The organism is Bacillus sp. FSL W8-0102 (genome assembly GCF_038007225.1).
Taxonomy (GTDB): Bacteria; Bacillota; Bacilli; order Bacillales; family DSM-4216; genus Bacillus_O; species Bacillus_O smithii.
On sequence record NZ_JBBOWT010000001.1, the window covers coordinates 697220 to 722448 of the forward strand.

Sequence of the window (25229 nt, forward strand, 5' to 3'; positions counted from 1 at the left end):
TCCGGAATAGGCAGACAGCAGAGAAAAGCGGGAATAAAGGAAGTTTGAATGAACACCGAAATCATTCGGTGGACAGAAGATTTTTTGAATGGGGAAACAGTATCCTTTCCTATAAAAGGGACAACTTTTCCATTCAAGCTGCCACTATATACAAAAATGATGATTTGATCGTCTTCCAAGTGCTGCTCATTCTAAATGTGATAAATTAAAAGTGAAAAATATGTAACCGTTTTTTCATGAGAAAATTAATGTGCAAAACTTGTGGACAATGATAGGGATCGAACAGATAAAACATGAATTACGTGCTCGTTAACATAAGTATACCATATTGATCCCCTATATTTAAAAAATTTGGACTTTCGACGAGTTTATTTTATTTTTAAAACTTTTATGCAACACGCAAGAATGCAGATGGAGGGGATTGGGCGATGTTTTTCGTTATGACGTGTAATCAATGGCAGTAAAAGATCTATTTCATAGATAGTGAGGGAAGTGATTTGACAACGGCAGTAGGTATTACATTATTAGTAGTAGGAATTGCTCTTTTACCGTTTGGAGTGATTTATTTTAAAGATAGTTGGAAGGAAATAAAAGAGTTATCTCCAAGTACCAAAAAGACCGCAATATTTTTGGAAATACTGGATTTATTCACTGCACCCATTGGTTCAACTTCTCTGCTTTTTCTTTCCTTAATTTTTATTATCGGAGGTATAAGCTTGTTTTTTTGTAATTTCTTTAATGGTAAAAAGGATATGGCTGTGACAGAGCTCGTCCTTCGGAATGGAAAATATAGTACCGATTTAACATGGGGGAGTTTTAGTGGATTATTTTACTTTACTGGCGGAAGAAAAAATCAAGGCAGCTTACGAAAAAGGAGAGTTCGATGATCTTCCAGGGAAAGGGAAGCCGTTGAAAATGGACAGCATGGTGGAAATTCCGGAAGACTTGAGAATGGCTTATCGAATCATGAAAAACGCAGGATATATGGAGGAAGAACAGGAGATTCGAAAAGAGTTTTTGACAATCGAAGAACTGATCCGGCAATGCCATGATGAACAAGAAAGAAAAAGACTGGAAAAACAATGGTCCCAGCGGCTGATTCAATACAATCAACTGCTTTCTAAAAGAAAAATAAAAACGAATTCGTCTCTATTTAAAAGATATGAGCAGAAGATCGAAAAAAGGATCATCGGATCAAACAGTAATTCTTGATGTAAAGAAGTCATAACCTTGGTTTAAACGTAGGAAAAAACCATCGTGATTTCAATGAATTGTCCTTTTTGCGTTAAGGTTTGTCAATTTTAGTCGATATAGTAAATGAAACCTTAAAAATAGCAGTACGTTCATTGGCGGTCCATGACAATAGAAATAGAAATTTAGTAAATAGGGTGAGAATAATGGATAAGACAACAATTATTGGAGTAATACTCGGAATTATTGCCATTGGGGTCGGTATGGTGTTAAAGGGGGTCAACCTTTCAGTATTAGCGAATCCCGCCGCTTTTTTGATCATTATTGCAGGGACTATAGCTGCTGTGACCATCGCTTTTCCAACGAACGAAATAAAAAAAGTTCCAAAATTGTTTGCGATTATTTTTAAAGAGCAAAAATTAATGAGTCGGCTTGAGGTGATTCGTTTGTTTTCGGAGTGGGCGGAAATTGCCCGCAGAGAAGGTCTTCTTGCCTTGGAAGCAAGACTGGACGAGATAGAAGACCCTTTTTTGAAAAACGGTTTAAGTCTGGCCGTCGACGGCCAAAATGCCGACTATATCCGCGATGTCTTAACAGAAGAGATTGAAGCAATGGAGGAACGCCACAAAGTTGGAATTTCTATTTTTTTGCAGGCGGGTACATATGCTCCTTCGCTTGGGGTGCTTGGAGCGGTAATCGGATTAATAGCTGCCCTCGGAAATATGTCGGATACGGATGCATTAGGGCATGCTATTTCGGCAGCATTCGTGGCTACCATGTTAGGGATTTTTACCGGATATGTATTGTGGAATCCATTTGCCAATAAATTAAGACGAAAATCGCAGCAAGAAGTTCAATTAAAAGAAATGATGATAGAAGGAATTTTATCGATCATCGAAGGAGAGGCCCCTCGCACTATTGAACAAAAATTGTCTTCTTTTTTGCCTCAAGAGGAACGAAAGAATATGATGATGGAAGCGGAAGGTGTCAGTCAAAATGGCGAAGCGTAAAAAAAGGAATGACGATGAGCATATGAGCGAATCTTGGCTGCTTCCTTATTCGGACTTATTAACTTTGCTTTTGGCGCTATTCATTGTCCTTTTTTCCATGAGCGCGGTCGATGCGAAAAAGTTTCAAAAATTTGCGCAGACCTTTAATGATATATTTCAAGGCAGCACAGGGGTCATGGATTTTTCCGATACGATTCAAACTCCGGTTCCGTCCCCCGACGGTAAGGCGAATAAAGATGACATTCTGAACAAAAAAGATGAAAAAGAATTAAAACAAGTAGAGGGAAGAATCAATCAATATATCGAAAAAAAACATTTGACGAATAAAATTACCACGTCCTTGACAAGCGAGGGACTTTTGTTGAGAATTCGAGATAATGTATTATTCGACTCCGGAAAAGCGACCATTCGGAAAGAGGACGTTCAAATGGCTAGAGAACTGTCAAATTTACTTGTCATGAATCCTCCTCATCAAATCATTATCAGCGGACACACCGATAACGTTCCGATTAAAACGGCTTCATTTGAATCCAACTGGGAATTAAGCGCTATGAGGGCCATCAATTTTATGAAAATTCTTTTGGAAAATCCGAAATTGGACCCGAGCCAATTTAGTGCCAAAGGATACGGCGAATACCAGCCGGTTGCAGACAACTCTACCCCGGAAGGAAGGGCTAAAAACCGACGCGTGGAAGTACTCATTATGCCGATCAATCAACAGAAGAACGTACAGCAATAAGCATAATGTTTGTTTAATAAACAAAAGAAGGGGTACAATAAATATCGGATAAAGTCGTAAAGGGGGAGAACAAACGATGGGTAAAAAAATTGCCGTATTGGTAACAGATATGGTGGAAGACTCTGAGTACACTGAACCTGTAAAAGCCTATAAAGAAGCAGGCCATGAAATTGTCAATATTGAAAAAGAAAAAGGGAAAACGGTAAAAGGCAAACATGGCGACGCTGTTATTACGATCGATGAAAGCATCGATAACGCGAAAGTGGAAAATTACGATGCTTTGTTGATCCCGGGAGGATTTTCACCAGACATATTACGTGCCGATGACCGGTTTGTTCAATTTGTAAAAGATTTTATGGATTCTAAAAAACCGGTATTTGCGATTTGCCATGGTCCACAGCTCCTCATCACGGCGAAAGCTCTGGAAGGAAAAACGGCTACTGGCTACAAATCCATTCGTGTTGATATGGAATACGCCGGCGCTCATTATAAAGATGAAGAAGTGGTTGTAAGCGACAACCAATTAGTAACGAGCCGGACACCAGACGATATTCCGGCGTTTAATCGCGAATCCTTGAAACTTTTGCAATAGAACATTTTTACGACATGAAGAAGGCATTAGTCAAGGGTTTGACTTGCTGACACGACGAGAAATGATTGTGTCAGCGAGTCAAACCCTTCATTTTTTTTGTAAAAGTAAAGAAAAAAACCATATAATAAACATAGAATATTGAAACATATCATTGTGCGTTTCCTTAAACTTGAGAAATGAAACGGAGCAAAAAAGAAAGGTAGGATTTTCATGATCGTATTGAAATCTCCACGTGAGATTGAAAAAATGCATGAAGCGGGAAAGCTTCTTGCTTCCACCCATAAAGAAATAGCTAAACTGATTAAGCCGGGAGTGACTACTTGGGACATTGAAGTTTTCGTGGACGAATATTTGAAAAAACACGGAGCGACACCGGAACAAAAAGGATATCGTGGCTACGAATATGCAACTTGCGCGAGCGTAAACGATGAAGTATGTCATGGATTTCCTCGGAAACAAGCGTTAAAAGAAGGAGATATTGTCACGATTGATATGGTGGTCCGGTTAAACGGCGGGCTGGCAGATTCGGCTTGGTCTTATGCTGTTGGAGAAGTCGATCCACAAACCCAAAAATTATTAGATGTAACGAAGACAGCGTTATATAAAGGAATCGAACAGGTGAAAATAGGAAATAGAATTGGAGATATTGGCCACGCTATTCAAACTTATGTGGAGGCGGAAGGTTTTTCTGTCGTTCGAGATTTTATCGGCCATGGAATTGGTGCGGTCATTCATGAGAAACCGGATGTTCCTCATTTCGGCCTCCCTGGAAAAGGTCCGCGCATAAAAGAAGGGATGGTCTTTACGATTGAACCGATGGTGAACATAGGCCATTGGGCAACGAAAATGGACGCTAATGGCTGGACGGCTAGAACAATGGATGGATCGCTGTCTGCTCAATATGAGCATACGATCGCTGTTACAAAGGACGGAATTCTCATACTAACCGATCAAGAGGAAGAAAAAACTGCCGGCTCCCACTAAACCGGCAGTTTTTCCTTACTTTCTCAAATATCCGAGTTCTTCCACAATCGCTTGCATCTCATTAGGGCTGAAATGATTTTTTCTCTGTACTAGTTCATAAATTTCTTTTAGTTCTTCATATTTGTCGGAACTAAAATTAGTAGATTTTAAAGCATCACCGTTGACCATTTTTAGCTTTTCTTTAATCTTTTCCACCATAAACTCAATATTTTCTAATGTGTTTTTTGAGAGATCCACTTGATCCATCCTTTCCCTTTTCGGCTAGTACTTATTCATATATTTTCATGTTTTTTCATTCCTGTCAAACCGAGCGAGAAGAGACAGGATCTATGGTTTGAAAGCCGAAAGGTCGCTTTCGTTCGTGTTCTATGAACAATGACAAAGAAATACCACTATTTCTTTGTCGTTTTTCAATGAAAAATTTTGTAGAATAATGATAATACCATTTGCTTTAAAGAAAGGAAGGGTTGGATTGATTCACGTCTTGTTTGTCTGCTTAGGAAATATTTGTCGTTCTCCCATGGCTGAGGCGATGTTTCGCGACATGGTAAAACGAGAAAAGTTAGATCAAAAAATTGCGGTTGACTCAGCCGGCATCGGCGGCTGGCATATCGGAGAATCTCCTCATCATGGAACGTTGTCCATATTAAAAAAATATCAAATTAACCATGAAGGGCTTGTCGCCCGCCAAGTACAGCGAGAAGACTTAAACAAATTCGACTATATTGTGGCGATGGATCAAAGCAACGTGGATGATTTACATAAGCTTGCTGGAGATGCTTCCACTACACACATCATTCGTTTGCTTGACTTAGTGGAAGAATCTGAGCAAAAGGATGTGCCTGATCCTTATTTCACCGGTAATTTTGAAGAGGTTTATGAGTTGATCAAAAAAGGCTGCGACCGTCTGCTTGCGCTAATTAAAAAGGAACATAACCTTTAAGGGGGTAAAAAAATGGGGAGAAATAAATTCTTTGTAGGAATGTTTATCGGTGCTGCCGCAGGGGCTGCTGTCAGTTTATTGGACAAGTCCACACGCTCCAAAATGTCTAAAGTGTGCCAATATGTTGTCCAAATCGCAAAAGATCCAAATCGCATCATTTCTTCCACTAAGGAGATAGTAGAAAAAGCTAAAGAAACGGTCAAACAAGTGAATGAAGATGTAGGCTTTATCCGCGAAAAAGTGGAGGATCTTCGTGATTTAACACCGCAAGTGAAGGAATTGCTAACGGAAGCAAAAGATACGTTTTTGCCTGAAAAAAAGGATGCATCCTATCAAGACATCCATAACGAAAAGGAAACGACGGAAAACGGAAAGTAGTGGACTATGGTATGGAATCGGTGTGCTCTGAAGGGTGTTTGGATGAAAAGGTCATGAAAGGCTCTTGAACGGCCAAAAAGATAACAGAGAGCAATAAGCGAACAGAATGATAAAGCCGGAGCTGCTGAACCTGAAAATCCGCTTGATCGATTCCATAACTTCAATACGTTTTATGCAGCAACTCATAAAAAAGGGGGAGCGTTTTAGCCGCTCCCCTTTTCTCGTTTTTCAATAAGCTTTTAATTCTTGCGCTTCGAACGCTTTTTCTTTTGGAGATTTCAAAAGCCGAAGCCCGTTTAAAATCACTAAGATCGTGCTTCCTTCGTGACCGATCACTCCGAAAGGAAGATCGAGAATTTGAAGGAAGTTGGAGCAAATTAACAACATAATGACTGCGATCGAAAAGACGATATTTTGTTTTACGATTTTATTCATTCTTTTGGAAAGCTGAATCGCATTGGCAATTTTGGCTAAATCATTTTTCATCAAAATAATATCAGCCGTTTCAAGCGCTGCGTCTGTTCCTTCTCCCATGGCAATTCCAACGTTTGCGGTTGCTAAGGCAGGGGCGTCATTAATGCCGTCGCCAACCATTGCGACCGTCCCGTATTTTTCCATAATTTTTTTCACATAGTCCGCTTTGTGCTGGGGCAGGCATTCGGCAATATAACCGTCTAAGTGAGCTTCTTTCCCGATGGTGTACGCTGTTTTATCGCTATCTCCGGTCAACATAATCGTATAAATTCCTTCTTGGCGCAGAAGATCAATGGCTTTTTTGGCATCGGGCCGAATGCTGTCTTTCAAAGCAAAGAGAGCAGCAATTCCGTTCGAATCGCGGACAAAAACGACGGTTTTTCCTTCTGACGCCAACTCTTTTGCTTTTCCATTTGCGAAAGAAAGCGCCTCATCCTTACCGACGAATTCCGCTTTGCCGATTTTCCATTCTTCGCCTCCCATCGCTGCCTTTACACCAGAACCGGCCACGTCTTCCAATTGGTCTACTTCTAAAAGCGGAATTTCCTTATCTTCGGCAAATTTTACGATAGCCTGTGCAAGCGGATGATTCGATTGATTTTCAATTGAAGCGGCCATTTGAATAAGATGCGCTTCTTCTAAGCCGTTCCGGACAATGATGTCTGTTACTTCCGGTTTTCCTTTCGTCAGCGTACCGGTCTTGTCAAACGCGATTGCTTTTAAATGGCTTAAATTTTCTAAGTGAACGCCGCCTTTTACTAAGATTCCGTTCCGGGCGCCATTGGAAATCGCCGCTAGAGTAGCGGGCATAATGGATGCGACTAGGGCGCACGGAGAAGAGACAACTAAAAGGACCATTGCACGATAGAACGTTTCATTCCAACTCCATCCAAACAAATAATGCGGTAGAAACATCATCAGCAAGACAACCGCCAACACCACTTTGACATAGCGCCCTTCGAATTTTTCAATAAAAAGCTGTGAAGGTGATTTTTCGCTTTGAGCAGATTGGACAAGCTCAATGATTTTTTGGAATAGAGTTTCATTCGATCGTTTCGTAATTTCAACAGTAATGGAGCCATTGATATTGACGGTTCCGGCAAAAACTTCTTCACCCAGTTGTTTCGTTACGGGCATGGATTCCCCGGTAATCGCCGATTCATCTACAGAAGAGCTTCCCTTTACGATCCGGCCGTCAGAAGGGATGCGTTCACCCGGTTTCACGATAATCAAGTCGCCGATATTAAGACTGGAAACGGGAACTCTTTCTAAATTTCCGTTGGTGATTCGCCACGCTTCTTCTGGCTGCAGATCCATTAAGGAAGAGATTTCTTTTTGGCTTTTATTCATGGTATACGTTTCTAAAGCTCCGCTGACAGAAAAAATAAAAATTAAAACAGCTCCTTCTGTCCAGTATCCGATGCTCGCTGATCCGATGGCTGCAACAATCATTAATATTTCTACATTTAATTCTTTATTTTTTATGGTTTCTTCAATGCCTTCTTTTGCTTTGGCAAACCCGCCGATAGCAAACGCCAGCAGGTAGAGCACACTTGGAACCAGTCCGGCATGATTTTTTTCCGTTATCCAAGCTGCTAAAATAAGCAAACCGCTTAATAAAGCTGCCATTAATTCAAGATGCGGTTTCAGTTTCTCCAACTTCGCCATTTTCGTTTGAACGATTTTTTTATTTGTCAAAGCATTCGCATCTGCGCTCATCGTGACCCTCCTTGTTTAATTGAAAATAAACTCTTTTTAATTGAGAATAATAATCACCTTCATTATATTGATAATAGCATTAAAATAAGTAATATAAGGTGATTAATATATTTTTTAAATTAAAATTATTATAATATAGCTATATATTAACATATATTGTTTCAGATGTGAAGAATAAAAACCAGAAAGATTTCTTATATTGAAAAAGCGGGATAGAACTCATTCCAGAAAAAGAACTTTCGATTCGGAAAAAGGGGTTGCATCTTCTTTACAAGCAATGAAATTGAAAATAATGAATAGTGATAAAAAGGCAAGACAAAAAAATTTGATGTATAATGTATAAAAATGGTATATTCAAAAATGTTATGAAAAAGGGACTAAAAGGTTAACGGCTTTCATAAGAAGTGAAAAAATTTATAATAGAAACTTGGAAAACATCTGACAAGCCTTTTAGCATTTTAGATAATGCTTAAGACCAATTGTTGGAAAAATTCAATACCGGATTCTTTTACTCATGAAATAATTTAGAAAGAAATGAGGTTTGTTTATGAATAAGATTTTTGCCATTATGGTATTTGCCGGGGTTCCTTTGTCCGTTATAGGGGCTCTGCTTCATTGGCCAGCTGTCATGATGTTTGTCGTTTATTGTTTCACCATTATTGCATTGGCCAGTTATATGGGCAGGGCGACAGAAAGTTTGGCCATTATTGCCGGGCCCAGAATTGGCGGACTTTTAAATGCGACATTTGGAAATGCCGTTGAATTAATTATTTCTATTTTTTCTTTAAAAGCGGGTCTTGTTGAAGTTGTATTGGCTTCTTTGACTGGTTCGGTTTTAGGAAATCTGCTTTTAGTTGCCGGGCTTTCCTTTTTTTTAGGGGGACTGAAATTTAAAAGGCAAAAGTTTAATGTGTATGACGCCAGACATAATTCCGGGCTGTTAATGTTTGCTGTCATTGTGGCCTTTGTTATCCCGGAAATTTTTTCTTTAAAGATGACTGGAGACAAAACTTTTTCATTAAGCATTGGGATTGCAGTAATCATGATTCTCTTGTACTTGGCTGCCTTGTTCTTTAAATTGGTTACTCATCGCGGAGTGTATCATTCCACACAAGAAAGTCAGGAAGAGCATGAAGAGCCGGAATGGAAAAAAGGGAAAGCCATGGTTATATTGGCGTTGGCGACGATTGCAGTGGCTTACGTTTCTGAAAATCTGGTACATACATTTGAAGTTGTGGCGGACAAATTCGGCTGGAGTGAATTGTTTATCGGGGTCATTATAGTCGCCATAGTCGGAAATGCAGCGGAGCATGCTTCTGCCGTTCTTATGTCCATGAAAAATAAAATGGATATCGCAGTGGAAATTGCCATCGGCTCTACACTCCAAGTAGCCATGTTTGTAGCACCGATATTGGTGCTCGCATCGATGTTTTTTGAACAGTCTATGCCGTTAATCTTTACGTTGCCAGAATTAATTTCCATGGTCACGGCCGTCTTGTTGACGATTGTCATCCAAAACGACGGAGAGTCGAACTGGTTTGAAGGGCTGACATTAATAGCTGCCTATTTCATAATGGGAATTGGATTTTATTTGCTGTAGCGAATAAAATCTGGTATGGAAGAATAAACAGTGATTAAAAATTATTCTATTTTATTGACAGAGAAGGATCTATTCTAAAACGCTGACACTTAGTCAGCGTTTTTCATTTTCATAAGCTTTTTTACCTATCATAGCCGTTCTCTTTTTTCTTGAAAAAGGGATAGGAAAAAGAATATGGGAAACTCTATAAAAAAGTAGACATCGAAGAGAAGGGAGTAAAGCATTCATGAAAGTGTACCGCATTGTCCTGATAACTTTCTTTCTATCCCTGTTCACCGTAACGGCTGCGGAGGCGGCCAAAAAAAGCGACAATCGGCATTATCAAATGCCTTCATCTGTGATGAATATAGCGAAAGAAAACACCTATCCGAACCCGACGCAAGATCTTCCGTCTTTGCAGCCAAGCGAATTTACGAAGGATTTGCTGAGTACATCTAAAGTGAAAATTGAAAATCCCGATTTAATTCGAATGTTGAATGAAACTTCCATTAACAAAACACCCTTTGCTATCGGATTGAGAGCCACTATTTATTTGGGGGAATGGCCTCTGAATTATGAATCGAGCGAAACGGTTCCCAATTGGGAATATCAAAAAATCAATACGAATTATTTTGATAACCGCGGCGGTAATGCCAATTACAAAATCCATTATGTACAGGGAATGCAAAAACAGATCAAAGGCGGTTTAACCGCTAAAATTCCTCATGCAGATGATGTTCAGAAAATGATGATGCTGACTGCGGCACAAAAAACAAAACTTCCACTTTCATTTTCAACAACGATTGGAGCCGGTACGAAAAAAAGCCAGGTTTATAATATCCCGGCACAAAGGCTTGGCTATTTATATGCATACGCACCCGCGGTGAATGAAAAAGGAAAAGTTACGTATGGAGAAGTATTTATTGTACTGAAAGGAATGAAAAGATCGATTGTTGTCAAGAATGTAACCTCACAAGGAATTGGAGCGTGGATTCCCATTCAGGACCATGTGACGTTTGCCTTCGTCACATCGAGCGAACCTAAATAGAAAGAATAATGAAGGCCAGAACCAAGCAGGAGGATGAACCATTATCATCCGCTTGTGTTAGGTGTCTGGTCTTTTGTTGGAAACAGGGTTTCTTGCAATGCAAATTGCTTTTTTGAAAAAGCTTGATTATGATAAAAAAGAAGGGAGAGAAAATAGTGGGGAAAACAATTTATGATACAAATAAACAGCTGAGCTATTTAAAAGAGAGACTGAACATGTTTTTGACGGTATTGGATTCATTGGAACCAGAATCAACGGATATTGAAGATATCGATCGATTAATTCAAATCGTCGAGGAAATAGAAGAAAAATACAAGCAGTTTCGCGACAGATAGCAGCCGTTTTTTTTCGGCTGCTTGATTTATTTTAAGGGATAGGTTCTTTTCGCTCGTTTTTTCCACTTATGAACGTTTCACCCATTTAGTGTTGCATGAAAAAAGAAGAGCTTTGCAAGGCATCTTTCGTGACTGCAAGCATGGCGTTTCCATAAACTTTTTTGTAACCGATTCCATATTTGTCTTTTCAACCTTCAGCTCACAAAGTATAATGATAGGGGGAATTTTTTGTCTATTTTGTCAATACATATTTTTTGCAGTAAAAGGGAGAGGGGAAAACATGGATTTCGAAAAGTTTAAAGAGAGTATGTACCAATTGATTGTAGAGACTTCCACTAATTTGCCAAAAGATGTCCGCCGAGCCATTTTGGCTGCTAAAAGGAAAGAAAATGCCGGTACAAGAGCGGCTATGAGCTTAGCTACTATTACCCAAAATATTCAAATGGCCGATGACAATGTTTCGCCTATTTGCCAAGATACGGGGCTGCCTACTTTTAAAATCAAAACACCAGTCGGAGTGAACCAAATCAAGTTAAAACAGGCGATTTATGAGGCGATCGAACAAGCGACAAAAGATGGAAAATTGCGTCCTAATTCGGTCGATTCCTTAACGGGCAAGAACTCCGGAAATAATATTGGAGCCGGGACGCCTGTCATTAAATTCGAGCAGTGGGAAGAAGATTATATAGATGTCCGTTTGATTTTAAAAGGCGGCGGATGCGAAAATAAAAACATTCAATACAGCTTGCCTTGTGAATTGGAAGGATTGGGAAGAGCGGGTCGTGATTTGGACGGCATTCGTAAATGTATTTTGCATGCCGTTTATCAAGCTCAAGGGCAAGGCTGCAGCGCTGGATTTATTGGAGTCGGAATCGGAGGAGATCGTTCATCCGGATATGATTTGGCCAAAGAGCAATTATTCAGACCGGTAGATGATGTCAATCCGAATGAAGATTTGCGCAAGCTGGAAGAGTATATCATGGAAAACGCTAACAAGTTAGGAATCGGAACCATGGGATTTGGAGGAGAAACGACCCTCCTTGGCTGCAAAATTGGCGTTATGAACCGAATTCCTGCCAGCTTCTTTGTTTCCGTGGCTTATAACTGCTGGGCATTCCGCCGCCTCGGCGTTAAGATTGATCCGAATACTGGCGCCATTTCCGAATGGTTGTATCAAGATGGAGAAAAAATCACTTTTGAACTATCGGAAGCAGAAAAAGAAACGGCAGCATCTAATGAAGATTCATCGAAAAGCAAAGTCGTCACTTTAGAAGCGCCGATTACGGAAGAACAAATACGCCAGCTGAAAGTAGGGGACGTTGTTCAAATTAACGGCATGATCTATACAGGCCGTGATGCCATTCATAAATATTTAATGGATCATGAAGCACCCGTTGATTTAAACGGTCAAATCATTTATCACTGCGGTCCGGTCATGCTGAAAGATGACGAAGGAAATTGGCATGTCAAAGCGGCTGGTCCGACTACTTCGATTCGCGAAGAGCCTTATCAAGGAGACATTATGAAAAAATTTGGCATCCGTGCCGTGATCGGAAAAGGTGGCATGGGACCGAAAACGTTGGCGGCGTTAAAAGAACATGGCGGCGTATATTTGAATGCTATTGGTGGTGCTGCGCAATATTATGCGGATTGCATTCAATCAGTAGAAGGCGTGGATTTAATGGAATTTGGCATTCCTGAAGCCATGTGGCATTTAAGAGTGAAAGGATTTACGGCCGTTGTCACGATGGATTCCCACGGAAATAGCCTGCATGAAGATGTGGAGAAATCTTCATTAGAAAAATTGGTGCAATTGAAAGAACCTGTATTTCAATAATCCTATCGGGAGGATGACTTTTCGTCAGCCTCTTTTTTATTTTACAACTTACAGAAAAAGGAATGGAAAAGTCGGCATGAATCCTTTTTTTTCACAAAAAATAGGCAAGACAGATCCTGCATTTCATGGCAAGAAAGCAACAAGAAATACGTTGTAAAGGAAGGATAACATGCGAAGACGTACACTGATAGTATGGATAAGCACGCTTTTGCTGGCATGTTTCATGGCGACGCCTGCATCGGCGCTTTCTAATCAACCCATTCACTGGGGATTTAAAAAAGCTCAAAACGGAAAACCGGCAGAAGCGGGACAGGAATATGACGAGCTGTTGGCTAAGTACGGCAGTTATTATAAAGGGCCAAGCAACAAAAAAATTCTTTATTTAACGTTTGATAATGGATATGAAAATGGCTATACAGCTCAAATTTTAGACGTGCTCAAAAAAGAACATGTGCCGGCCGCCTTTTTTGTAACAGGACACTATTTAAAAACAGCCCCCGAACTGGTGCAAAGAATGGTGAAAGAAGGGCATATCGTTGGAAATCATTCTTGGAGCCACCCTGACTTAACGCAAGTGAGCGACGAAAAACTAAAGCTGGAATTAAAGAAAGTAAAAGAGAAAACAGCCAAATTGACGAAGCAAAAAGAGATGAACTATATGCGTCCACCGCGGGGGATTTTAAGTGAGAGAACATTGGCTTTGGCGAAAGAGGAAGGATATACCCATGTTCTTTGGTCGCTTGCATTTGTCGACTGGCAGACCAATAATCAAAAAGGGTGGAAATACGCCTATCAAAACATCATGGCTCAGGCTCATCCGGGCGCGATTTTATTGCTTCATACTGTATCGAAAGATAACGCGGAAGCTTTAGAAAAAGTCATCCAAGATTTAAAAAAAGAAGGCTACCAATTTAAAAGCTTGGATTATTTAACAAAAAGCCAAAACAAAAAGAAGTGATCCTATAACCCCCACCAGCAGCGGACTATGATCGGGATTGAGTCGGCTTCCGAAAAATATTTTTGGGGAGTCTTCGTCTATAAAAGTGGAAAGAAGGGCTGCCTGAGAGGTTGCCCTTTCTTGTTTATGGAAAGTGATTGAACAAGGACTTTTGGATGTGCAATAACCAAGTTGTTATGCATGTATAGTTCCGAATATTCAGGAAAATGAGCGTAAAAGTCGATGAAGTATAAAAAATTTCTATCCAAAATTTTGTGTTTTTATAGTTAAAACTAACAATTTTATGAAATTTTATAAATAATCTGTAAAAATATTGTGAAATAGATGGTTGTTTGGTAATATTTTCTATGATTTGTTAGAGATTTTGTGTGATAAAAAAGGGGGGGATCTTTTTAAATTTTTTTCCGTTTTTTAAAAGTTTAATGGAAGGAGGCATAGTCCATAAATAAGGGAGTAACATTATGGAACTAGAACGAACAGAAAAAGTAAATACAAAAAAGAAATGGATTGTGGCCGGGATTGCTGTTTTAATCCTCTTGGTGGTCGCGATAAATGTTTTTTTTATGGAAAAAAGAAAGAACGTGACAAAGACCGTTCAGCTGATGAGTGTCACAAAAAGACCAATTAGTAATACGAAACTGATTTCCGGCCAAGTTGTTCCAGGAAAAGTTGAAACGATTTATTTCGATCCGTCCAAAGGGAAGATAAAAGAAATTTATGTGAAAGAAGGCCAAGAGGTAGAAAAAGGCCAAAAGCTGTTCACTTATGAAAATGATGACTTAAATCTACAATTAAAACAAGCAAGCATTGATAAAAAAATAACGATGTTGAATTACAATCAAGTGAACGACAAGATTAAAGCTTTGAAAAAAGAAAAAAAGGCTGCTAGCGACAATTCATCATTAGAATCTCAATTAGAAGATCTGGAAAATCAAAGAAGAACCATTGAGCTGGAAATGGAAAAAAATCAATTGCAAGAAGAAGAATTACAAACCAAATTAAATCAATTAACGATACATAGTCCTATAAACGGTTATGTAAAAAATTTGCATCAAGATTCCGAAGAAAGTACTGGGATTACAGAAGAAGGAACTTCTTCTGAAACGATGGCTCTTCAAGGAACGCCTATCATGAATATTGTCTCGAAAGAACCATTTCAAATTCAAGGAACTTTATCGGAATTGCAAAAAGCACAAATACAAGCTAATCAGCCGATTAAAGTAACTGCTAATGCTGTGCCCAATAAATCTTGGAATGGGAAGATTGTGGAGGTAAGCGAGTTTCCGGCAGCAACTAATTCAGGGACCGGACAGCTTTCCGGAGAAGCAGGACAATCGACGTCCAATCTTTCTTATTATACCTTTAAAGCAAAACTTCATTCTCAAGAGGGATTATCTCCAGGGTATCATGTAGCCATTCAGGTCGTCTTGTCCTCTAAAAAAGTATTGACCGTTCCGCAAAACAGTGTTCAGGAAAAAGATGGTTCTACATATGTATATGTAGTGTCAAAAGGAAAAGTGCAAAAGCGAAACATTACTACTGGGATTAGCACGGGAGAATGGACGGAAGTAGTAGATGGTTTAAAAGAAGGGGAAAAAGTAGTGAAAAATCCTTCTCACACGATGGATTCGGGCATGGAAGTGGAGATTAAATGATTAGCTTAAAAAATATTCAAAAGAACTACTCACAAGGATCTTTAGAAGTTTCTGCTCTTCAAAATATCAACCTGGAGATTGAACAAGGGGAATTCGTTTCCATCATGGGGCCATCCGGTTCAGGAAAATCGACACTTATGAATATTATCGGTTGTTTAGATCGCCCCACCAGTGGAAGCTATATCCTTAATCATATCGATGTTTTGAAGGCAGAAGAATCTAAAATGGCTCTTATTCGAAATCAATATATCGGATTCGTATTTCAACAATTTCACTTGCTGCCTCGTTTATCAGCTTTAGCCAATGTCGAACTCCCTCTTCTCTATGGCGGAATGAGAAAAAAAGAAAGACAAAGACGTTCGATAGAAGCCTTAGAAAAAGTGGGATTGGCTGATCGTATGAATCATTTACCTAATCAACTATCGGGAGGACAAAAACAGCGTGTGGCGATTGCTCGAGCGATTGCGACCAAACCAACGTTAATTTTGGCCGATGAACCGACAGGAGCTTTAGATTCTACCGCTAGTGAGCAAATCATGAACATTTTTACTCAATTAAACAAAGAAGGAATCACCATTATCATCGTCACACATGAAAAAGAGGTAGCTGCTTATACTTCACGCCATATCCATATTAAAGACGGAAAAATCATACAAGACGAGAGGTATAGTCTATGAATTTGTTAGATAGCATTAAAATAGCGCTCACTTCTATTCTCTCTCACAAAATGCGTTCTATTTTAACCATGTTGGGAATCATTATTGGGGTTGGTTCCATTATTGCGGTAGTAGCGATCGGACAGGGAGGTTCTGAAGCATTAAAATCCCAATTGGCGGGTTCGGGCAATAATACGTTAGAAATTCAATTTCAACCGGATGAGGACGAACTATCGGATCTATCTATAAATGACGCTCCTACTTTTACACAAGAGGACTTATTTCAATTAAGGAAGATACCTGAGGTTTCTCACGTTATTCCTACTAATACAAGCATGGATTCGATCATGATTGGAGATAAATCAATCAATGCCAGTATAACAGGAATTATTCATGACTATTTTGCGGTTCATTCGGTACAAGTAACAAAAGGACGCATGTTGTCTGAACATGATTTTTCTCAGTCGAATAATGTTGTGATGATCAATGAGAAAGCAGAACAAGAATTCTTTAAAAGAGAACGTTCTGTCGGTTCCATTATTACGATCAAGGGGCAGCCGTTTCAGGTTGTTGGCGTTTATAAGACGGGAAATCAATCATTTTTGGATTCACCAGAAGTGCTTATGCCGATATCCCTTTGGCCTGCGCTGTTTGGAACTGAGAATATACAATCCGTTACTATTCAAACCAAGAATGTGAATCAATTAGAGCTAGCCGGTAAAAAAGCAGTCAATATGCTCAATCATACGAAATCAGCTGATCTAAAAGGGAAATATGTCATTTTTGATCTGGAAACGTTAAAACAAGGGATTTCGAAAATAACGAATATTATGACAATGATTATCGCCGGAATAGCGAGCATTTCTTTGCTTGTTGGCGGAATAGGTGTAATGAATATTATGTTAGTATCCGTCACAGAGAGGACAAGGGAGATTGGGATCCGAAAAGCATTAGGAGCATCAAGAGGAAAGATTTTATTACAGTTTTTGATTGAATCGATGATGCTAACCCTTTTAGGCGGAATGATTGGCATCGGTTTAGGAGTAGGGGGAGCTTACATCATATCCGCCTTTGCCCATTGGCCGCCTCTCGTATCGCCTCAAGTGGTCATAGGAGGAGTATTATTCTCCATGGTTTTAGGCATCATTTTTGGATTAATTCCGGCTAATAAAGCAGCTAAAATGGAACCTATTGAAGCTTTGCGCTATGAATAATGGAAAGGAAGGGATCAGATGGAAACAAAAGTAGAAGTGAATGAAGAGATCATGAAAAAACCTTCTTTAAGCGGCATGATTTTTTCTCCTGCCGTTCAGTTTGAAAGAATGAAAACAAACGCGCCCATAGGACTCCCTCTGTTTTATATGACGGTGTTGTTTGCGGTTGCGGGGGGGATTGGTGGATATATAGGTTTAAACAGTTCCGATTTAAAGGATTTGGATATTCACGTTCCGGCCGCTTTTACGATTGGAACTGCCGTTATAGTCAGCATATTTTCAGGCATCATCGGTTTTTTATTAACAGCTCTATTTTATAAAATCTGCATGATGTTGATGGGGAATGATACAAAGTATAAAAAACTTTTTGCCATTATAATGTATGCAAGTGTGATTTCTGTCATAGGCGGTATTATAAATGAAATCATTAACCTGGCGGTGGGTGCAGATAAAGTCACTTCCTTTACCAGTCTTGCCCCTCTCGTTAAGGGAAATAAAATTTTGCATGCCATAGCTCAAAACTTCGATGTTTTTCGCATTTGGTACTATGTCGTCCTAGGAATAGGTTTGCATGTAGCAGCAGGGTTAAGCAAAAATAAAGTGGTGATTCTTCTCGTTATTTTATTCGTCATCGTGGCCGGCATTAGCAGTTTAGGAGCATTCCTTCCTGGTCAGTAAACGATGGATTATCTTATATACTTAACAAAATTAAAAGGTGTCTACTACGGACAATAGTATACACCTCTTTTTTATGTCATTTATTTTCTCTGTTTTCGGTTTTTCTATTTTTTGGCAATTCCCGTCGTTTTTGCTTTAGAAATTGCGCCTTCTAATCTAATATCTTCTTGTTTTTCTGCAGCAGTAATCATAAAGGAATTTAGGGCAGAAATTCGATTTCATGAGATAAAGATGGTAGAATGAGACAAATCATATCTGGTTCCATTAATAAATAGTTGTCATGAGTACAAAAGATGATTCATAATGAAGACCGTAATATTGGCTGCATGCGCTTTAAGAACAGAAAGCGAGTGAAGAAACGTGAGTTCCAATCAACAAGTGAAAATTAAAAAACACCAGACTTTTCCGCTTACGATTAAAAGACTTGGAATCAACGGAGAAGGAGTTGGATATTTTAAACGGCAAGTCGTATTTGTTCCCGGTGCGCTGCCGGGAGAAGAAGTAGTGGTGGAAGCGACAAATGTGCATCCCAATTTTACGGAAGGGCGAATCAAAAAAATCAGAAAGAAATCCCCTTTTCGTGTAAAACCCCCATGTTCCGTTTATGAGATATGCGGAGGCTGCCAGCTGCAACATTTGTCCTACGAACGCCAATTGGTCGAAAAGCGGGATATCTTAATTCAAGCTCTTGAACGCCATACCCAGTTTGATATAACACAAATCGAAATTCGGCCAACCATCGGCATGGAAGACCCGTGGCACTACCGGAATAAAAGCCAATTTCAGCTTGGAAAGCAAAAGGAGCGGGTGATTTCAGGGCTTTATCAATTGAATTCTCATAAGCTGGTCGATATTTCAACATGTATCGTTCAGCATCCAGAAACGGATAAAGCGACGCAGATTATTCGAGAAATTTTGTCCGACTTGCACATTCCTATTTTTGACGGACACACCAAAACTCCTGCTGTTAGAACCATCGTCACTCGAATTGGGACAAAAACCGGCCAAATTCAAGTGGTTCTCATTACTACTCATAAAGAACTTCCGAAAAAACAACTCATTGTGGATGAAATCAAAAAAAGACTGCCGAACGTTGTCTCCATTATGCAAAATGTGAATCCAAAAAAGACATCGCTGATATTCGGAGAGAAAACGTATTTGTTGTATGGAGAGCCTTCCATTACAGAGCAATTGGAAGAATTCAGTTATGAACTGTCCGCGCGTGCATTTTTCCAATTAAACCTTGAACAAACGATCAAGCTTTACAACGAAGTGAAAAAAGCAGCTTCGCTCACCGGAAAGGAAAAAGTGTTAGATGCTTATTGCGGGGTTGGAACGATCGGACTGTGGCTTGGAAAAGACGCTAAAGAAGTACGTGGTATGGATGTCATCCCGGAAGCAATAGAAGATGCCCGTAAAAATGCTGAAAAACATGGCATGTCGCATTTTGTGTATGAAACCGGAACAGCTGAAGAATGGTTGCCAAAATGGAAAAAACAAGGATGGATTCCCGATGTTGTGGTCGTTGACCCACCTAGATCCGGATGCGACCGTGAATTTTTGAAAACGATCATGAACATAAAGCCTAAGAGAATGGTGTATGTTTCCTGCAACCCTTCCACGTTAGCCAAAGATTTGCAGACGCTAAGCCCATTGTACAAAATCCATCACATCCAACCCGTCGATATGTTCCCGATGACGGCTCATGTTGAATCCGTCACACAGTTGGAATTAAAGTTGTAAAGCCAAAATAAACTCTTGCCATTCACAATAAACTCCTGCCAAAATGAAAACAAAGTTGTGCAAAAGTGTGGGAAAAGGTGTGAGTAAAAAGGAGAAACCCATCTCCCTCAAGCCTTTTCCCCTATTTTCTATCACGACTTTATTTTCAAACATAATAAAGTTCTGCCAGAAAAAATCGAGAAAATGAGAGATTCGTGCATGACTTTATTATGAATGGAAAAATATAGGTAGCGTAGGAATGCGGGTTGAAGGGGTGGAGAGTAGCAGGAGTTTATTATGACTGAACATAAAGTTGTAAAGATAAAATAAACTCCTGACACAAAAAACAAACTCTTGCCTCCCAAATTCCAGTTTGGCTAAATATATTCTTATTGGTTTCCTTGGTTCTATGATTGTTAATGCAATTTTCCCACATTTACTTGCAAGTATCGTGTTAAAAAAATATGCACCCGGAGTCATAACTGGGATTTTATTAAATATTCCTATAAACAGTTTAGTTTTATTTCAATTTTTCCAAAGTAATGAATTAACATTTAAAACATTATTTTTATCAACATTGGTGGTAGGAGCAGTATTGTTAAGTCTAATTCCTGTTTTATTTAAAATAGGAAAATTCTTCACTAAACAAATTTATTAAAATCGTTGAACTAAAACAAAAATAATTGTTCAAGCAACGGAAGTCCTATTAAATAGGGTTTCTCCTTTTTTAATTATTTATCAATATTAAAATTTAACAGAGCCTACATTTTAAAGAAAAAATTTCTGGAAATTATATTGGACATTAAGTTGTTGCAGCCTACCATCTTCTTTTGTAATTTCGTTGATTTTAAATGGAGAGATGGATAGCCATTTTGATAAATAATCTGTGCTAAAAGAAAAAGATTGTATAAAATCCCAAAATCAAATTAAAGTGGTGCGAACAGGAAAGTTAAAATCCTTTTGCCTTCTCCTTGTATTTCTATCACGACTTTATTTTCAAGACGATAAAAAAAGACCACAATCAATTGTAGTTATTTTCTTACGTATGGAGCTTTAATTCAAGAAGAATAATTGTATCAATTTAAATATAATTAAAAATTCTTACTCCGTTAGGGTCCAAATGATCGGAAGACAAAAAACCTTTTATTACGGCTTCTTTAAGAGTGAATTCATCACCAACTACCGAATGTATATTATTAACGGGTTCATTAAACAAAGTGGACAGATCATCCTCCAGTCCTGTCTTTTTTGTTGCGATTTTCAATCGATTTATTTTTACAGTATCCGCTATAGTGTCTATCACATCTATGTTTGTTTGAAGCTCTATTTTAAACTCATAAGGAGTGTTGATAAAGGTTCTTCTTTCTCCAATATTAACTTGCCAGTTCATTTTTTTGGCATTATCACATAACACATGATGTTTAGTCTTGGAGACTAAAAAACCAATATGGTCAAATTTAATCTTTCCATAACCAAAAGTAATATTGACTGTTCCTTTTCTCATCTCAATAATACGAAAAAGAATATTTTTTGTGCGAAAATCATTCCAAGTCAAGGGAGGATTAAAATTTTGAAAATCCCCATTGTATTTACCCATGCGTAATGAAACATTAAAGCCATTTTCTTCATAAAATTTTTCTGTCTCCTCCAAATATGGAGTCCAGAAATGATAATGAAAAAGCATAAATTCACCTCTTTTACAATAAAGACCAATTTTATAATAGTTTCGATTTTAAAAGTGGAACTCCTTGTTTAACATGTTTGACCTATTAAAAAATAGTGGTAATTTATCATCTTTGCGCCTCCATATAGTATTAAGGAATATCAAAATGGTGGTGACGAAAATGGAACCTAAGTGGCTTGTGTAATCAACGGTGATAAAATCCCCAATAACAACCATCAAAACATCATACATGTTTAAAATCAAGCATCATTTATGGTTCTTTTAATATATTGACACTTTCCCTATCGTTTAAAGTACTTTCCCTTCTCTAACTTTAAATTCCCCTTTTATTTTAATTAGTTAGACAATACGGCGAGTTTCGCCCATTTTAAGTTAGAAATTCTCTTTTGGAATAAATAATTTTCTTAATAAGAATGCATCTGACAGGACGATTTTTGCCGGATAGCATTGGAAAATGACCTTTTAGCTTTATTATGAAGACAGCCATTGAAAGGACGAATACAATTTAAGTAGCAAGACATGTATGTATAGAAGGAGGATGGGGGAATGAAAGTGTCTTTAGATATTGACAATGACTACGATGAGACGACCGTGACCATTCACTGTAAAGAAGTCGATGACACAATTAAAGAAATTCTTGATTTCTTAAAAGGAATGGAAACGGAATTTATCGTGGGTAAGAATGGGGATATGAATTATATTTTAAAGCCAAATGAAGTTCATTTTTTTCGTACAGAAGGAGATTTTGTTCAGGCTGTCACAGCTAAAGGAACATTTAAATTGAAGGAAAAGCTGTATGAGCTCGAAAAATTGCTTCCCTCTAACAAATTTGTTCGCATTTCTAAGTCCGTTATTGCCAATCTCCATGAGTTGAGTCGATTTGAAGCATCGTTCAACGGCACTCTATGCGTTTATTTTAAATCAGGAGAGAAAGAGTATGTTTCGCGGCATTATGTCCAAGCAATTAAAAAAGCATTAAAAATGAACAGGAGGAAAAAAGAATGAAAGCTTTTTTATACAGAAGCATCATTGGAATATTGATCGGTTCCTTTGTGTCCGTCATGGTCACCGGCTGTATCATTTATTTCGGTCATATACAAGTTATTGATGGTGAAATTTTTATTAAAAACTCGCTGGGCTCCATATTTTGTGGATGGTTTTTTACCGTATCTCCGCTTTATTTTGAAATAAAATCACTCCGTCTTTCGCAGCAAACGGCTTTGCATTTTATTACCATCATCGTGCTGTATTTTAGCTTGTCCTTAGGAATTGGATGGCTCCCCTTTGATATGAAAAGCATCTTGATTTCAGCAGCTATTTTTATAGCCATCTATATAGTCATTTGGGTCAGCTACTATTTATATTACAAAAACTTAGCAAAACGAATGAATGAAGATTTAAAGAAAATATAATAAAACATTCCCTTCAAAATTGCTTTTGAAGGGAATGTTTCTTTTATTGAATACATTATTTTTAGGTGGAGATGGATCGATTGCTTCAAGTGTCAATTTTGCACCGGAATTATCGCTAGGCATTTATCAAGCGTTTCAAAATGGAGAAATGGAAACGGCCTTAAAGCTCCACCAGCGCTTGGCTTACTTGCCTCTTTTGTATAAACTGGATTCGCGGTTTGTCAATGTAGTGAAAGAGGCGATTGCATTGAGAGGCATCAATGTTTCAACGTATGTTTTACCGCCTGCCCGACCACTTGATCCGCTTAAAAAGGAAGAACTGAAAAAAATATTGCAAAAAGCTGGAGTTTTATCATCGTCATAATCAAGAACGGCCCGATCTGTTCATCGACAGATACGGGCCGTTGAAGTTTTCATGTTGAACGTTTGCTTTCTATCAGGGGGTATTATTTTGCCAAGTTTTTTTCGAATTGGATAAGAAATGAAATTTTCAACAAGAGATTGTACCAATGCAGTGCAGAATAAAATGCTGCAGCTGGAAACAAGAGAAGGTTACATAGGTAATGGATTCAAAATGCGGATGATCCATCATGATGGATTCTCATTCCGGGGATGAATGTTTTTCTGGATTGGTTGCATACTACGGAAAGAAGAAAGGAGTGGAAGGGATGCTATCACAAGACCAAATTACCGATTTTCGGGGGCGGCTGTTAGATGCAAAAAAGGATTTAGAAAAAAGGTTACAAATGAACGATCGTTATAATCTAGAAAGCGGGCATCCTCACAGTTCGGTGGGCGAACTGTCCAGCTATGATAACCACCCTGGGGATGAAGGTACAGAGCTTTTTGAAAGGGAAAAAGATTTGGCGCTGGACGAGCATTCCCGACTCGAATGGCGGAATATTCGTCGCGCGCTTGATGCCATAGAGAATGGAACGTATGGAATATGTGAGAAATGCGGAAAAGAGATACCGTATGAACGACTGGATGCACTCATAACCGCAACCACATGTAAAGAACATTCACCGGATCAGGAAATATCACGTTCTCGTCCGGTGGAAGAAGAAGTATTAACGCCTCCATTCGGGAAATTTGATGGTGACGATCGAGATGAATCGGTTGCTTTTGATTCGGAAGATTCTTGGCAAGCAGTGGCGGAATGGGGAACTTCAGAAACGCCGTCGGATTTTATGGAATCTCCGCTTCATTATAATGATATGTATATTGAGTCGGAAGAAAATGTTGGATATGTAGAAGATTATGAGAATTTTATCGGAAATAATATTGTTGGAAAAGGGATCAAGGTGTACCCAAATGATCAACATGAGATATTCGAAGAAGCTCTTGACGAGGAAGGAATCATGACTACTTTCGGCGATCTCCATCCTTTTGAACGAGAACCTTATGTCGAAGATAAAAAAAGAAAACGAACCCGTGACGAATAAGAGCGGATTTTTCGTTGTGGTGGATCGCTTCATTATTTTGGCTGCTTTTGAAAAAAGGAAAGCAGCTGTTGATGTTTGTTGAGACAAAACCGTTCAGCATATTTCGTTCAAAAAAGGAAAAAATAAAAAAGGAGGGGGGAATGATCATATGGGAAAAACAAAGGCCGGAAATGCCAACGCGCAGCGCAACAACCAGGCAAAGCAAAAAAACGGTTATCCTAAAATCACTAATTATGCTCAAATGGAAGCAGAAATCATGCGTGAAAAAAAGCGGGATTAAAGGAATTGGAGATGTCTTGTTTTACCGGTTGAATAATTTCAATATAACGAAAATTGTGAATATACACACAATATCCACAATCATATTGTGGATATTTTTTTGAAGAGCACCAGTCGGGATGGACTGGTGCTTTTTGGTGTTATAGTTTCCTCTTTTGTGAATTTACCCGTTGATCAGCGGCGTCGGATCGTGACTGTGCTTCCAAGTCAGCGTGATCCGCCAATTCTTGTGAATATTCCACATCTCTGCCGTCTGTTTTTAAGTTTTTCGGAACTTGAGGAAGCTTTTGTTTATTTTTGTCTCTTGTTTTTTGATGATGTGCGCGGCCCATTTCATAAACCCCTTTCGTAAAAAGTGGCGGCAATAAGCTCCGCATTTATACTTTTTCCGAATGGGTTCTTTTTATCCAGGTGTCCCCTTTAGCTTTTAAGGAGAAAGGAAATTTGCCGCAATGCCCGATTGTTTCTGCCAAGTTTCATTTTTTAGCAATAAATATTATCGCTCTTTTTTCGTAAATCCACCGGCGCGGTCTGCCATTTTAAAATCGCGTGCATAGGAAATTTCTTGAGCGCGTGAAAGTGTGCTTTTTATTTTATTTTGCTTTTTCTTATCCAAATAGAATCATCCTTTCGTGGAAAATATTGTTTATTCTTATGTTTTCCTTTTTCTTGTGAGTCATACCATTGGTTTTTACAA

Annotated in this window: 29 protein-coding genes and 1 pseudogene; 24 read left to right on the forward strand and 6 right to left on the reverse strand. The window is 38.7% G+C overall.

What is annotated here, in order from left to right; genetic code table 11:
* The first annotated feature begins 497 nt into the window (after positions 1-497).
* From N1I87_RS03295 to map, 6 genes are all read left to right on the forward strand, one after another.
* Positions 498-887: a hypothetical protein gene (locus N1I87_RS03295; protein WP_340396316.1), complete on the forward strand. Its 390-nt coding sequence runs from the start codon at positions 498-500 to the stop codon at positions 885-887.
* A complete protein-coding gene (locus N1I87_RS03300) occupies positions 820-1212 on the forward strand; it encodes a DnaJ family domain-containing protein (protein WP_328202925.1) in 393 nt (130 codons plus the stop codon). Before N1I87_RS03295 ends, N1I87_RS03300 begins: the two co-directional genes overlap by 68 nt.
* A gap of 185 nt (positions 1213-1397) precedes the next feature.
* Positions 1398-2201, forward strand: coding sequence for a flagellar motor stator protein MotA (motA, locus tag N1I87_RS03305; protein WP_341100654.1), 804 nt, complete (start codon positions 1398-1400; stop codon positions 2199-2201).
* Positions 2188-2940 carry a flagellar motor protein MotB gene (motB, locus tag N1I87_RS03310; RefSeq protein WP_341100656.1) on the forward strand — a complete coding sequence of 251 codons (753 nt, stop codon included), beginning with the start codon at positions 2188-2190 and terminating at the stop codon, positions 2938-2940. The genes motA and motB overlap by 14 nt, the downstream gene beginning before the upstream one ends.
* Before the next feature lie 76 nt (positions 2941-3016).
* Positions 3017-3532, forward strand: coding sequence for a type 1 glutamine amidotransferase domain-containing protein (locus tag N1I87_RS03315; protein ID WP_003354688.1), 516 nt, complete (start codon positions 3017-3019; stop codon positions 3530-3532).
* Positions 3533-3742: 210 nt separating this feature from the next.
* Entirely contained in the window at positions 3743-4516 is a 774-nt protein-coding gene (gene map, locus N1I87_RS03320) for a type I methionyl aminopeptidase (RefSeq protein WP_048622719.1), read from the forward strand.
* A 15-nt stretch (positions 4517-4531) separates the two neighbouring features.
* On the opposite strand, the gene N1I87_RS03325 is transcribed toward map, so the two are convergent.
* Positions 4532-4753, reverse strand: coding sequence for a DUF1128 domain-containing protein (locus tag N1I87_RS03325; protein WP_040341556.1), 222 nt, complete (start codon positions 4751-4753; stop codon positions 4532-4534).
* A gap of 235 nt (positions 4754-4988) precedes the next feature.
* On the opposite strand from N1I87_RS03325, the gene N1I87_RS03330 reads away from it, so the two are divergent.
* A complete protein-coding gene (locus tag N1I87_RS03330) occupies positions 4989-5459 on the forward strand; it encodes a low molecular weight protein-tyrosine-phosphatase (RefSeq protein WP_003354691.1) in 471 nt (156 codons plus the stop codon).
* Between the two features lie 12 nt (positions 5460-5471).
* Entirely contained in the window at positions 5472-5837 is a 366-nt protein-coding gene (locus N1I87_RS03335; RefSeq protein WP_341100657.1) for a hypothetical protein, read from the forward strand.
* Between the two features lie 228 nt (positions 5838-6065).
* On the opposite strand, the gene N1I87_RS03340 is transcribed toward N1I87_RS03335, so the two are convergent.
* Complete coding sequence (locus N1I87_RS03340; RefSeq protein WP_340396318.1) at positions 6066-8030, reverse strand: heavy metal translocating P-type ATPase; 1965 nt, start codon at positions 8028-8030, stop codon at positions 6066-6068.
* Between the two features lie 547 nt (positions 8031-8577).
* Between N1I87_RS03340 and cax the strand changes: the two genes are divergently transcribed.
* The 11 genes and pseudogenes from cax to N1I87_RS03395 form a co-directional block, all read left to right on the forward strand.
* Positions 8578-9630, forward strand: a complete 1053-nt coding sequence (gene cax, locus N1I87_RS03345) for a calcium/proton exchanger (RefSeq protein ID WP_341100659.1) — start codon at positions 8578-8580, stop codon at positions 9628-9630.
* Positions 9631-9856: 226 nt separating this feature from the next.
* Entirely contained in the window at positions 9857-10657 is an 801-nt protein-coding gene (locus N1I87_RS03350; protein WP_341100660.1) for a YfkD famly protein, read from the forward strand.
* A 155-nt stretch (positions 10658-10812) separates the two neighbouring features.
* Positions 10813-10992: an SE1561 family protein gene (locus N1I87_RS03355; RefSeq protein ID WP_003354697.1), complete on the forward strand. Its 180-nt coding sequence runs from the start codon at positions 10813-10815 to the stop codon at positions 10990-10992.
* Between the two features lie 280 nt (positions 10993-11272).
* The gene (locus N1I87_RS03360; protein WP_341100661.1) at positions 11273-12829 is read left to right on the forward strand and encodes a fumarate hydratase; all 1557 of its coding nucleotides are present in this window, start codon (positions 11273-11275) and stop codon (positions 12827-12829) included.
* A 223-nt stretch (positions 12830-13052) separates the two neighbouring features.
* The gene (pdaA, locus tag N1I87_RS03365; RefSeq protein ID WP_445285706.1) at positions 13053-13787 is read left to right on the forward strand and encodes a delta-lactam-biosynthetic de-N-acetylase; all 735 of its coding nucleotides are present in this window, start codon (positions 13053-13055) and stop codon (positions 13785-13787) included.
* Between the two features lie 461 nt (positions 13788-14248).
* Entirely contained in the window at positions 14249-15442 is a 1194-nt protein-coding gene (locus N1I87_RS03370; protein WP_341100663.1) for an efflux RND transporter periplasmic adaptor subunit, read from the forward strand.
* Positions 15439-16119 carry an ABC transporter ATP-binding protein gene (locus N1I87_RS03375; protein ID WP_003354705.1) on the forward strand — a complete coding sequence of 227 codons (681 nt, stop codon included), beginning with the start codon at positions 15439-15441 and terminating at the stop codon, positions 16117-16119. Before N1I87_RS03370 ends, N1I87_RS03375 begins: the two co-directional genes overlap by 4 nt.
* The gene (locus N1I87_RS03380) at positions 16116-17312 is read left to right on the forward strand and encodes an ABC transporter permease (protein ID WP_341100665.1); all 1197 of its coding nucleotides are present in this window, start codon (positions 16116-16118) and stop codon (positions 17310-17312) included. The genes N1I87_RS03375 and N1I87_RS03380 overlap by 4 nt, the downstream gene beginning before the upstream one ends.
* Positions 17313-17330: 18 nt before the next feature.
* Complete coding sequence (locus N1I87_RS03385; protein ID WP_341100667.1) at positions 17331-17990, forward strand: Yip1 family protein; 660 nt, start codon at positions 17331-17333, stop codon at positions 17988-17990.
* Positions 17991-18350: 360 nt separating this feature from the next.
* Positions 18351-19733 carry a 23S rRNA (uracil(1939)-C(5))-methyltransferase RlmD gene (gene rlmD, locus N1I87_RS03390; RefSeq protein ID WP_341100669.1) on the forward strand — a complete coding sequence of 461 codons (1383 nt, stop codon included), beginning with the start codon at positions 18351-18353 and terminating at the stop codon, positions 19731-19733.
* Positions 19734-20070: 337 nt separating this feature from the next.
* Positions 20071-20370 (forward strand): annotated as a pseudogene (locus N1I87_RS03395) (HXXEE domain-containing protein); the annotation flags it as partial.
* Between the two features lie 110 nt (positions 20371-20480).
* On the opposite strand, the gene N1I87_RS17980 reads toward N1I87_RS03395, so the two are convergent.
* Together N1I87_RS17980 and N1I87_RS03400 are read right to left on the reverse strand one after the other, a co-directional pair.
* Positions 20481-20621, reverse strand: coding sequence for an ApeA N-terminal domain 1-containing protein (locus tag N1I87_RS17980; protein ID WP_445285707.1), 141 nt, complete (start codon positions 20619-20621; stop codon positions 20481-20483).
* Positions 20622-20793: 172 nt separating this feature from the next.
* A complete protein-coding gene (locus tag N1I87_RS03400) occupies positions 20794-21396 on the reverse strand; it encodes a hypothetical protein (RefSeq protein ID WP_327805884.1) in 603 nt (200 codons plus the stop codon).
* 546 nt (positions 21397-21942) lie between these two features.
* On the opposite strand from N1I87_RS03400, the gene N1I87_RS03405 reads away from it, so the two are divergent.
* The 5 genes from N1I87_RS03405 (at position 21943) to N1I87_RS03425 (ending at position 24533) form a co-directional block, all read left to right on the forward strand.
* Positions 21943-22401 carry a LytTR family DNA-binding domain-containing protein gene (locus N1I87_RS03405; RefSeq protein ID WP_341100671.1) on the forward strand — a complete coding sequence of 153 codons (459 nt, stop codon included), beginning with the start codon at positions 21943-21945 and terminating at the stop codon, positions 22399-22401.
* Positions 22398-22808 (forward strand): DUF3021 domain-containing protein, encoded by a 411-nt coding sequence (locus tag N1I87_RS03410; protein WP_340395814.1) that lies wholly within the window; start codon positions 22398-22400, stop codon positions 22806-22808. The genes N1I87_RS03405 and N1I87_RS03410 overlap by 4 nt, the downstream gene beginning before the upstream one ends.
* Before the next feature lie 46 nt (positions 22809-22854).
* Positions 22855-23172: a dihydrodipicolinate synthase family protein gene (locus N1I87_RS03415; RefSeq protein WP_341100672.1), complete on the forward strand. Its 318-nt coding sequence runs from the start codon at positions 22855-22857 to the stop codon at positions 23170-23172.
* Between the two features lie 304 nt (positions 23173-23476).
* Positions 23477-24253, forward strand: coding sequence for a yteA family sporulation protein (locus N1I87_RS03420; RefSeq protein ID WP_341103276.1), 777 nt, complete (start codon positions 23477-23479; stop codon positions 24251-24253).
* Between the two features lie 148 nt (positions 24254-24401).
* A complete protein-coding gene (locus N1I87_RS03425; RefSeq protein WP_255288016.1) occupies positions 24402-24533 on the forward strand; it encodes a hypothetical protein in 132 nt (43 codons plus the stop codon).
* 139 nt (positions 24534-24672) lie between these two features.
* On the opposite strand, the gene N1I87_RS03430 is transcribed toward N1I87_RS03425, so the two are convergent.
* Together N1I87_RS03430 and N1I87_RS03435 are read right to left on the reverse strand one after the other, a co-directional pair.
* Positions 24673-24864, reverse strand: a complete 192-nt coding sequence (locus N1I87_RS03430; protein WP_340404589.1) for a YfhD family protein — start codon at positions 24862-24864, stop codon at positions 24673-24675.
* A gap of 164 nt (positions 24865-25028) precedes the next feature.
* Positions 25029-25148 (reverse strand): YfhE family protein, encoded by a 120-nt coding sequence (locus N1I87_RS03435; RefSeq protein ID WP_081473072.1) that lies wholly within the window; start codon positions 25146-25148, stop codon positions 25029-25031.
* Positions 25149-25229: the final 81 nt, after the last annotated feature.

Excerpts from the sequence above, each read along its gene's own strand:
- motA (WP_341100654.1), top strand. The coding sequence starts at position 1,398 with ATGGATAAGACAACAATTATTGGAGTAATACTCGGAATTATTGCCATT.
- motB (WP_341100656.1), top strand. The coding sequence starts at position 2,188 with ATGGCGAAGCGTAAAAAAAGGAATGACGATGAGCATATGAGCGAATCT.
- N1I87_RS03315 (WP_003354688.1), top strand. The coding sequence starts at position 3,017 with ATGGGTAAAAAAATTGCCGTATTGGTAACAGATATGGTGGAAGACTCT.
- map (WP_048622719.1), top strand. The coding sequence starts at position 3,743 with ATGATCGTATTGAAATCTCCACGTGAGATTGAAAAAATGCATGAAGCG.
- N1I87_RS03335 (WP_341100657.1), top strand. The coding sequence starts at position 5,472 with ATGGGGAGAAATAAATTCTTTGTAGGAATGTTTATCGGTGCTGCCGCA.
- N1I87_RS03340 (WP_340396318.1), bottom strand. The coding sequence starts at position 8,030 with ATGAGCGCAGATGCGAATGCTTTGACAAATAAAAAAATCGTTCAAACG.
- cax (WP_341100659.1), top strand. The coding sequence starts at position 8,578 with ATGAATAAGATTTTTGCCATTATGGTATTTGCCGGGGTTCCTTTGTCC.
- N1I87_RS03350 (WP_341100660.1), top strand. The coding sequence starts at position 9,857 with ATGAAAGTGTACCGCATTGTCCTGATAACTTTCTTTCTATCCCTGTTC.
- N1I87_RS03360 (WP_341100661.1), top strand. The coding sequence starts at position 11,273 with ATGGATTTCGAAAAGTTTAAAGAGAGTATGTACCAATTGATTGTAGAG.
- pdaA (WP_445285706.1), top strand. The coding sequence starts at position 13,053 with ATGGCGACGCCTGCATCGGCGCTTTCTAATCAACCCATTCACTGGGGA.
- N1I87_RS03370 (WP_341100663.1), top strand. The coding sequence starts at position 14,249 with ATGGAACTAGAACGAACAGAAAAAGTAAATACAAAAAAGAAATGGATT.
- N1I87_RS03375 (WP_003354705.1), top strand. The coding sequence starts at position 15,439 with ATGATTAGCTTAAAAAATATTCAAAAGAACTACTCACAAGGATCTTTA.
- N1I87_RS03380 (WP_341100665.1), top strand. The coding sequence starts at position 16,116 with ATGAATTTGTTAGATAGCATTAAAATAGCGCTCACTTCTATTCTCTCT.
- N1I87_RS03385 (WP_341100667.1), top strand. The coding sequence starts at position 17,331 with ATGGAAACAAAAGTAGAAGTGAATGAAGAGATCATGAAAAAACCTTCT.
- N1I87_RS03400 (WP_327805884.1), bottom strand. The coding sequence starts at position 21,396 with ATGCTTTTTCATTATCATTTCTGGACTCCATATTTGGAGGAGACAGAA.
- N1I87_RS03405 (WP_341100671.1), top strand. The coding sequence starts at position 21,943 with ATGAAAGTGTCTTTAGATATTGACAATGACTACGATGAGACGACCGTG.
- N1I87_RS03410 (WP_340395814.1), top strand. The coding sequence starts at position 22,398 with ATGAAAGCTTTTTTATACAGAAGCATCATTGGAATATTGATCGGTTCC.
- N1I87_RS03420 (WP_341103276.1), top strand. The coding sequence starts at position 23,477 with ATGCTATCACAAGACCAAATTACCGATTTTCGGGGGCGGCTGTTAGAT.
- N1I87_RS03425 (WP_255288016.1), top strand. The coding sequence starts at position 24,402 with ATGGGAAAAACAAAGGCCGGAAATGCCAACGCGCAGCGCAACAACCAG.
- N1I87_RS03430 (WP_340404589.1), bottom strand. The coding sequence starts at position 24,864 with ATGGGCCGCGCACATCATCAAAAAACAAGAGACAAAAATAAACAAAAG.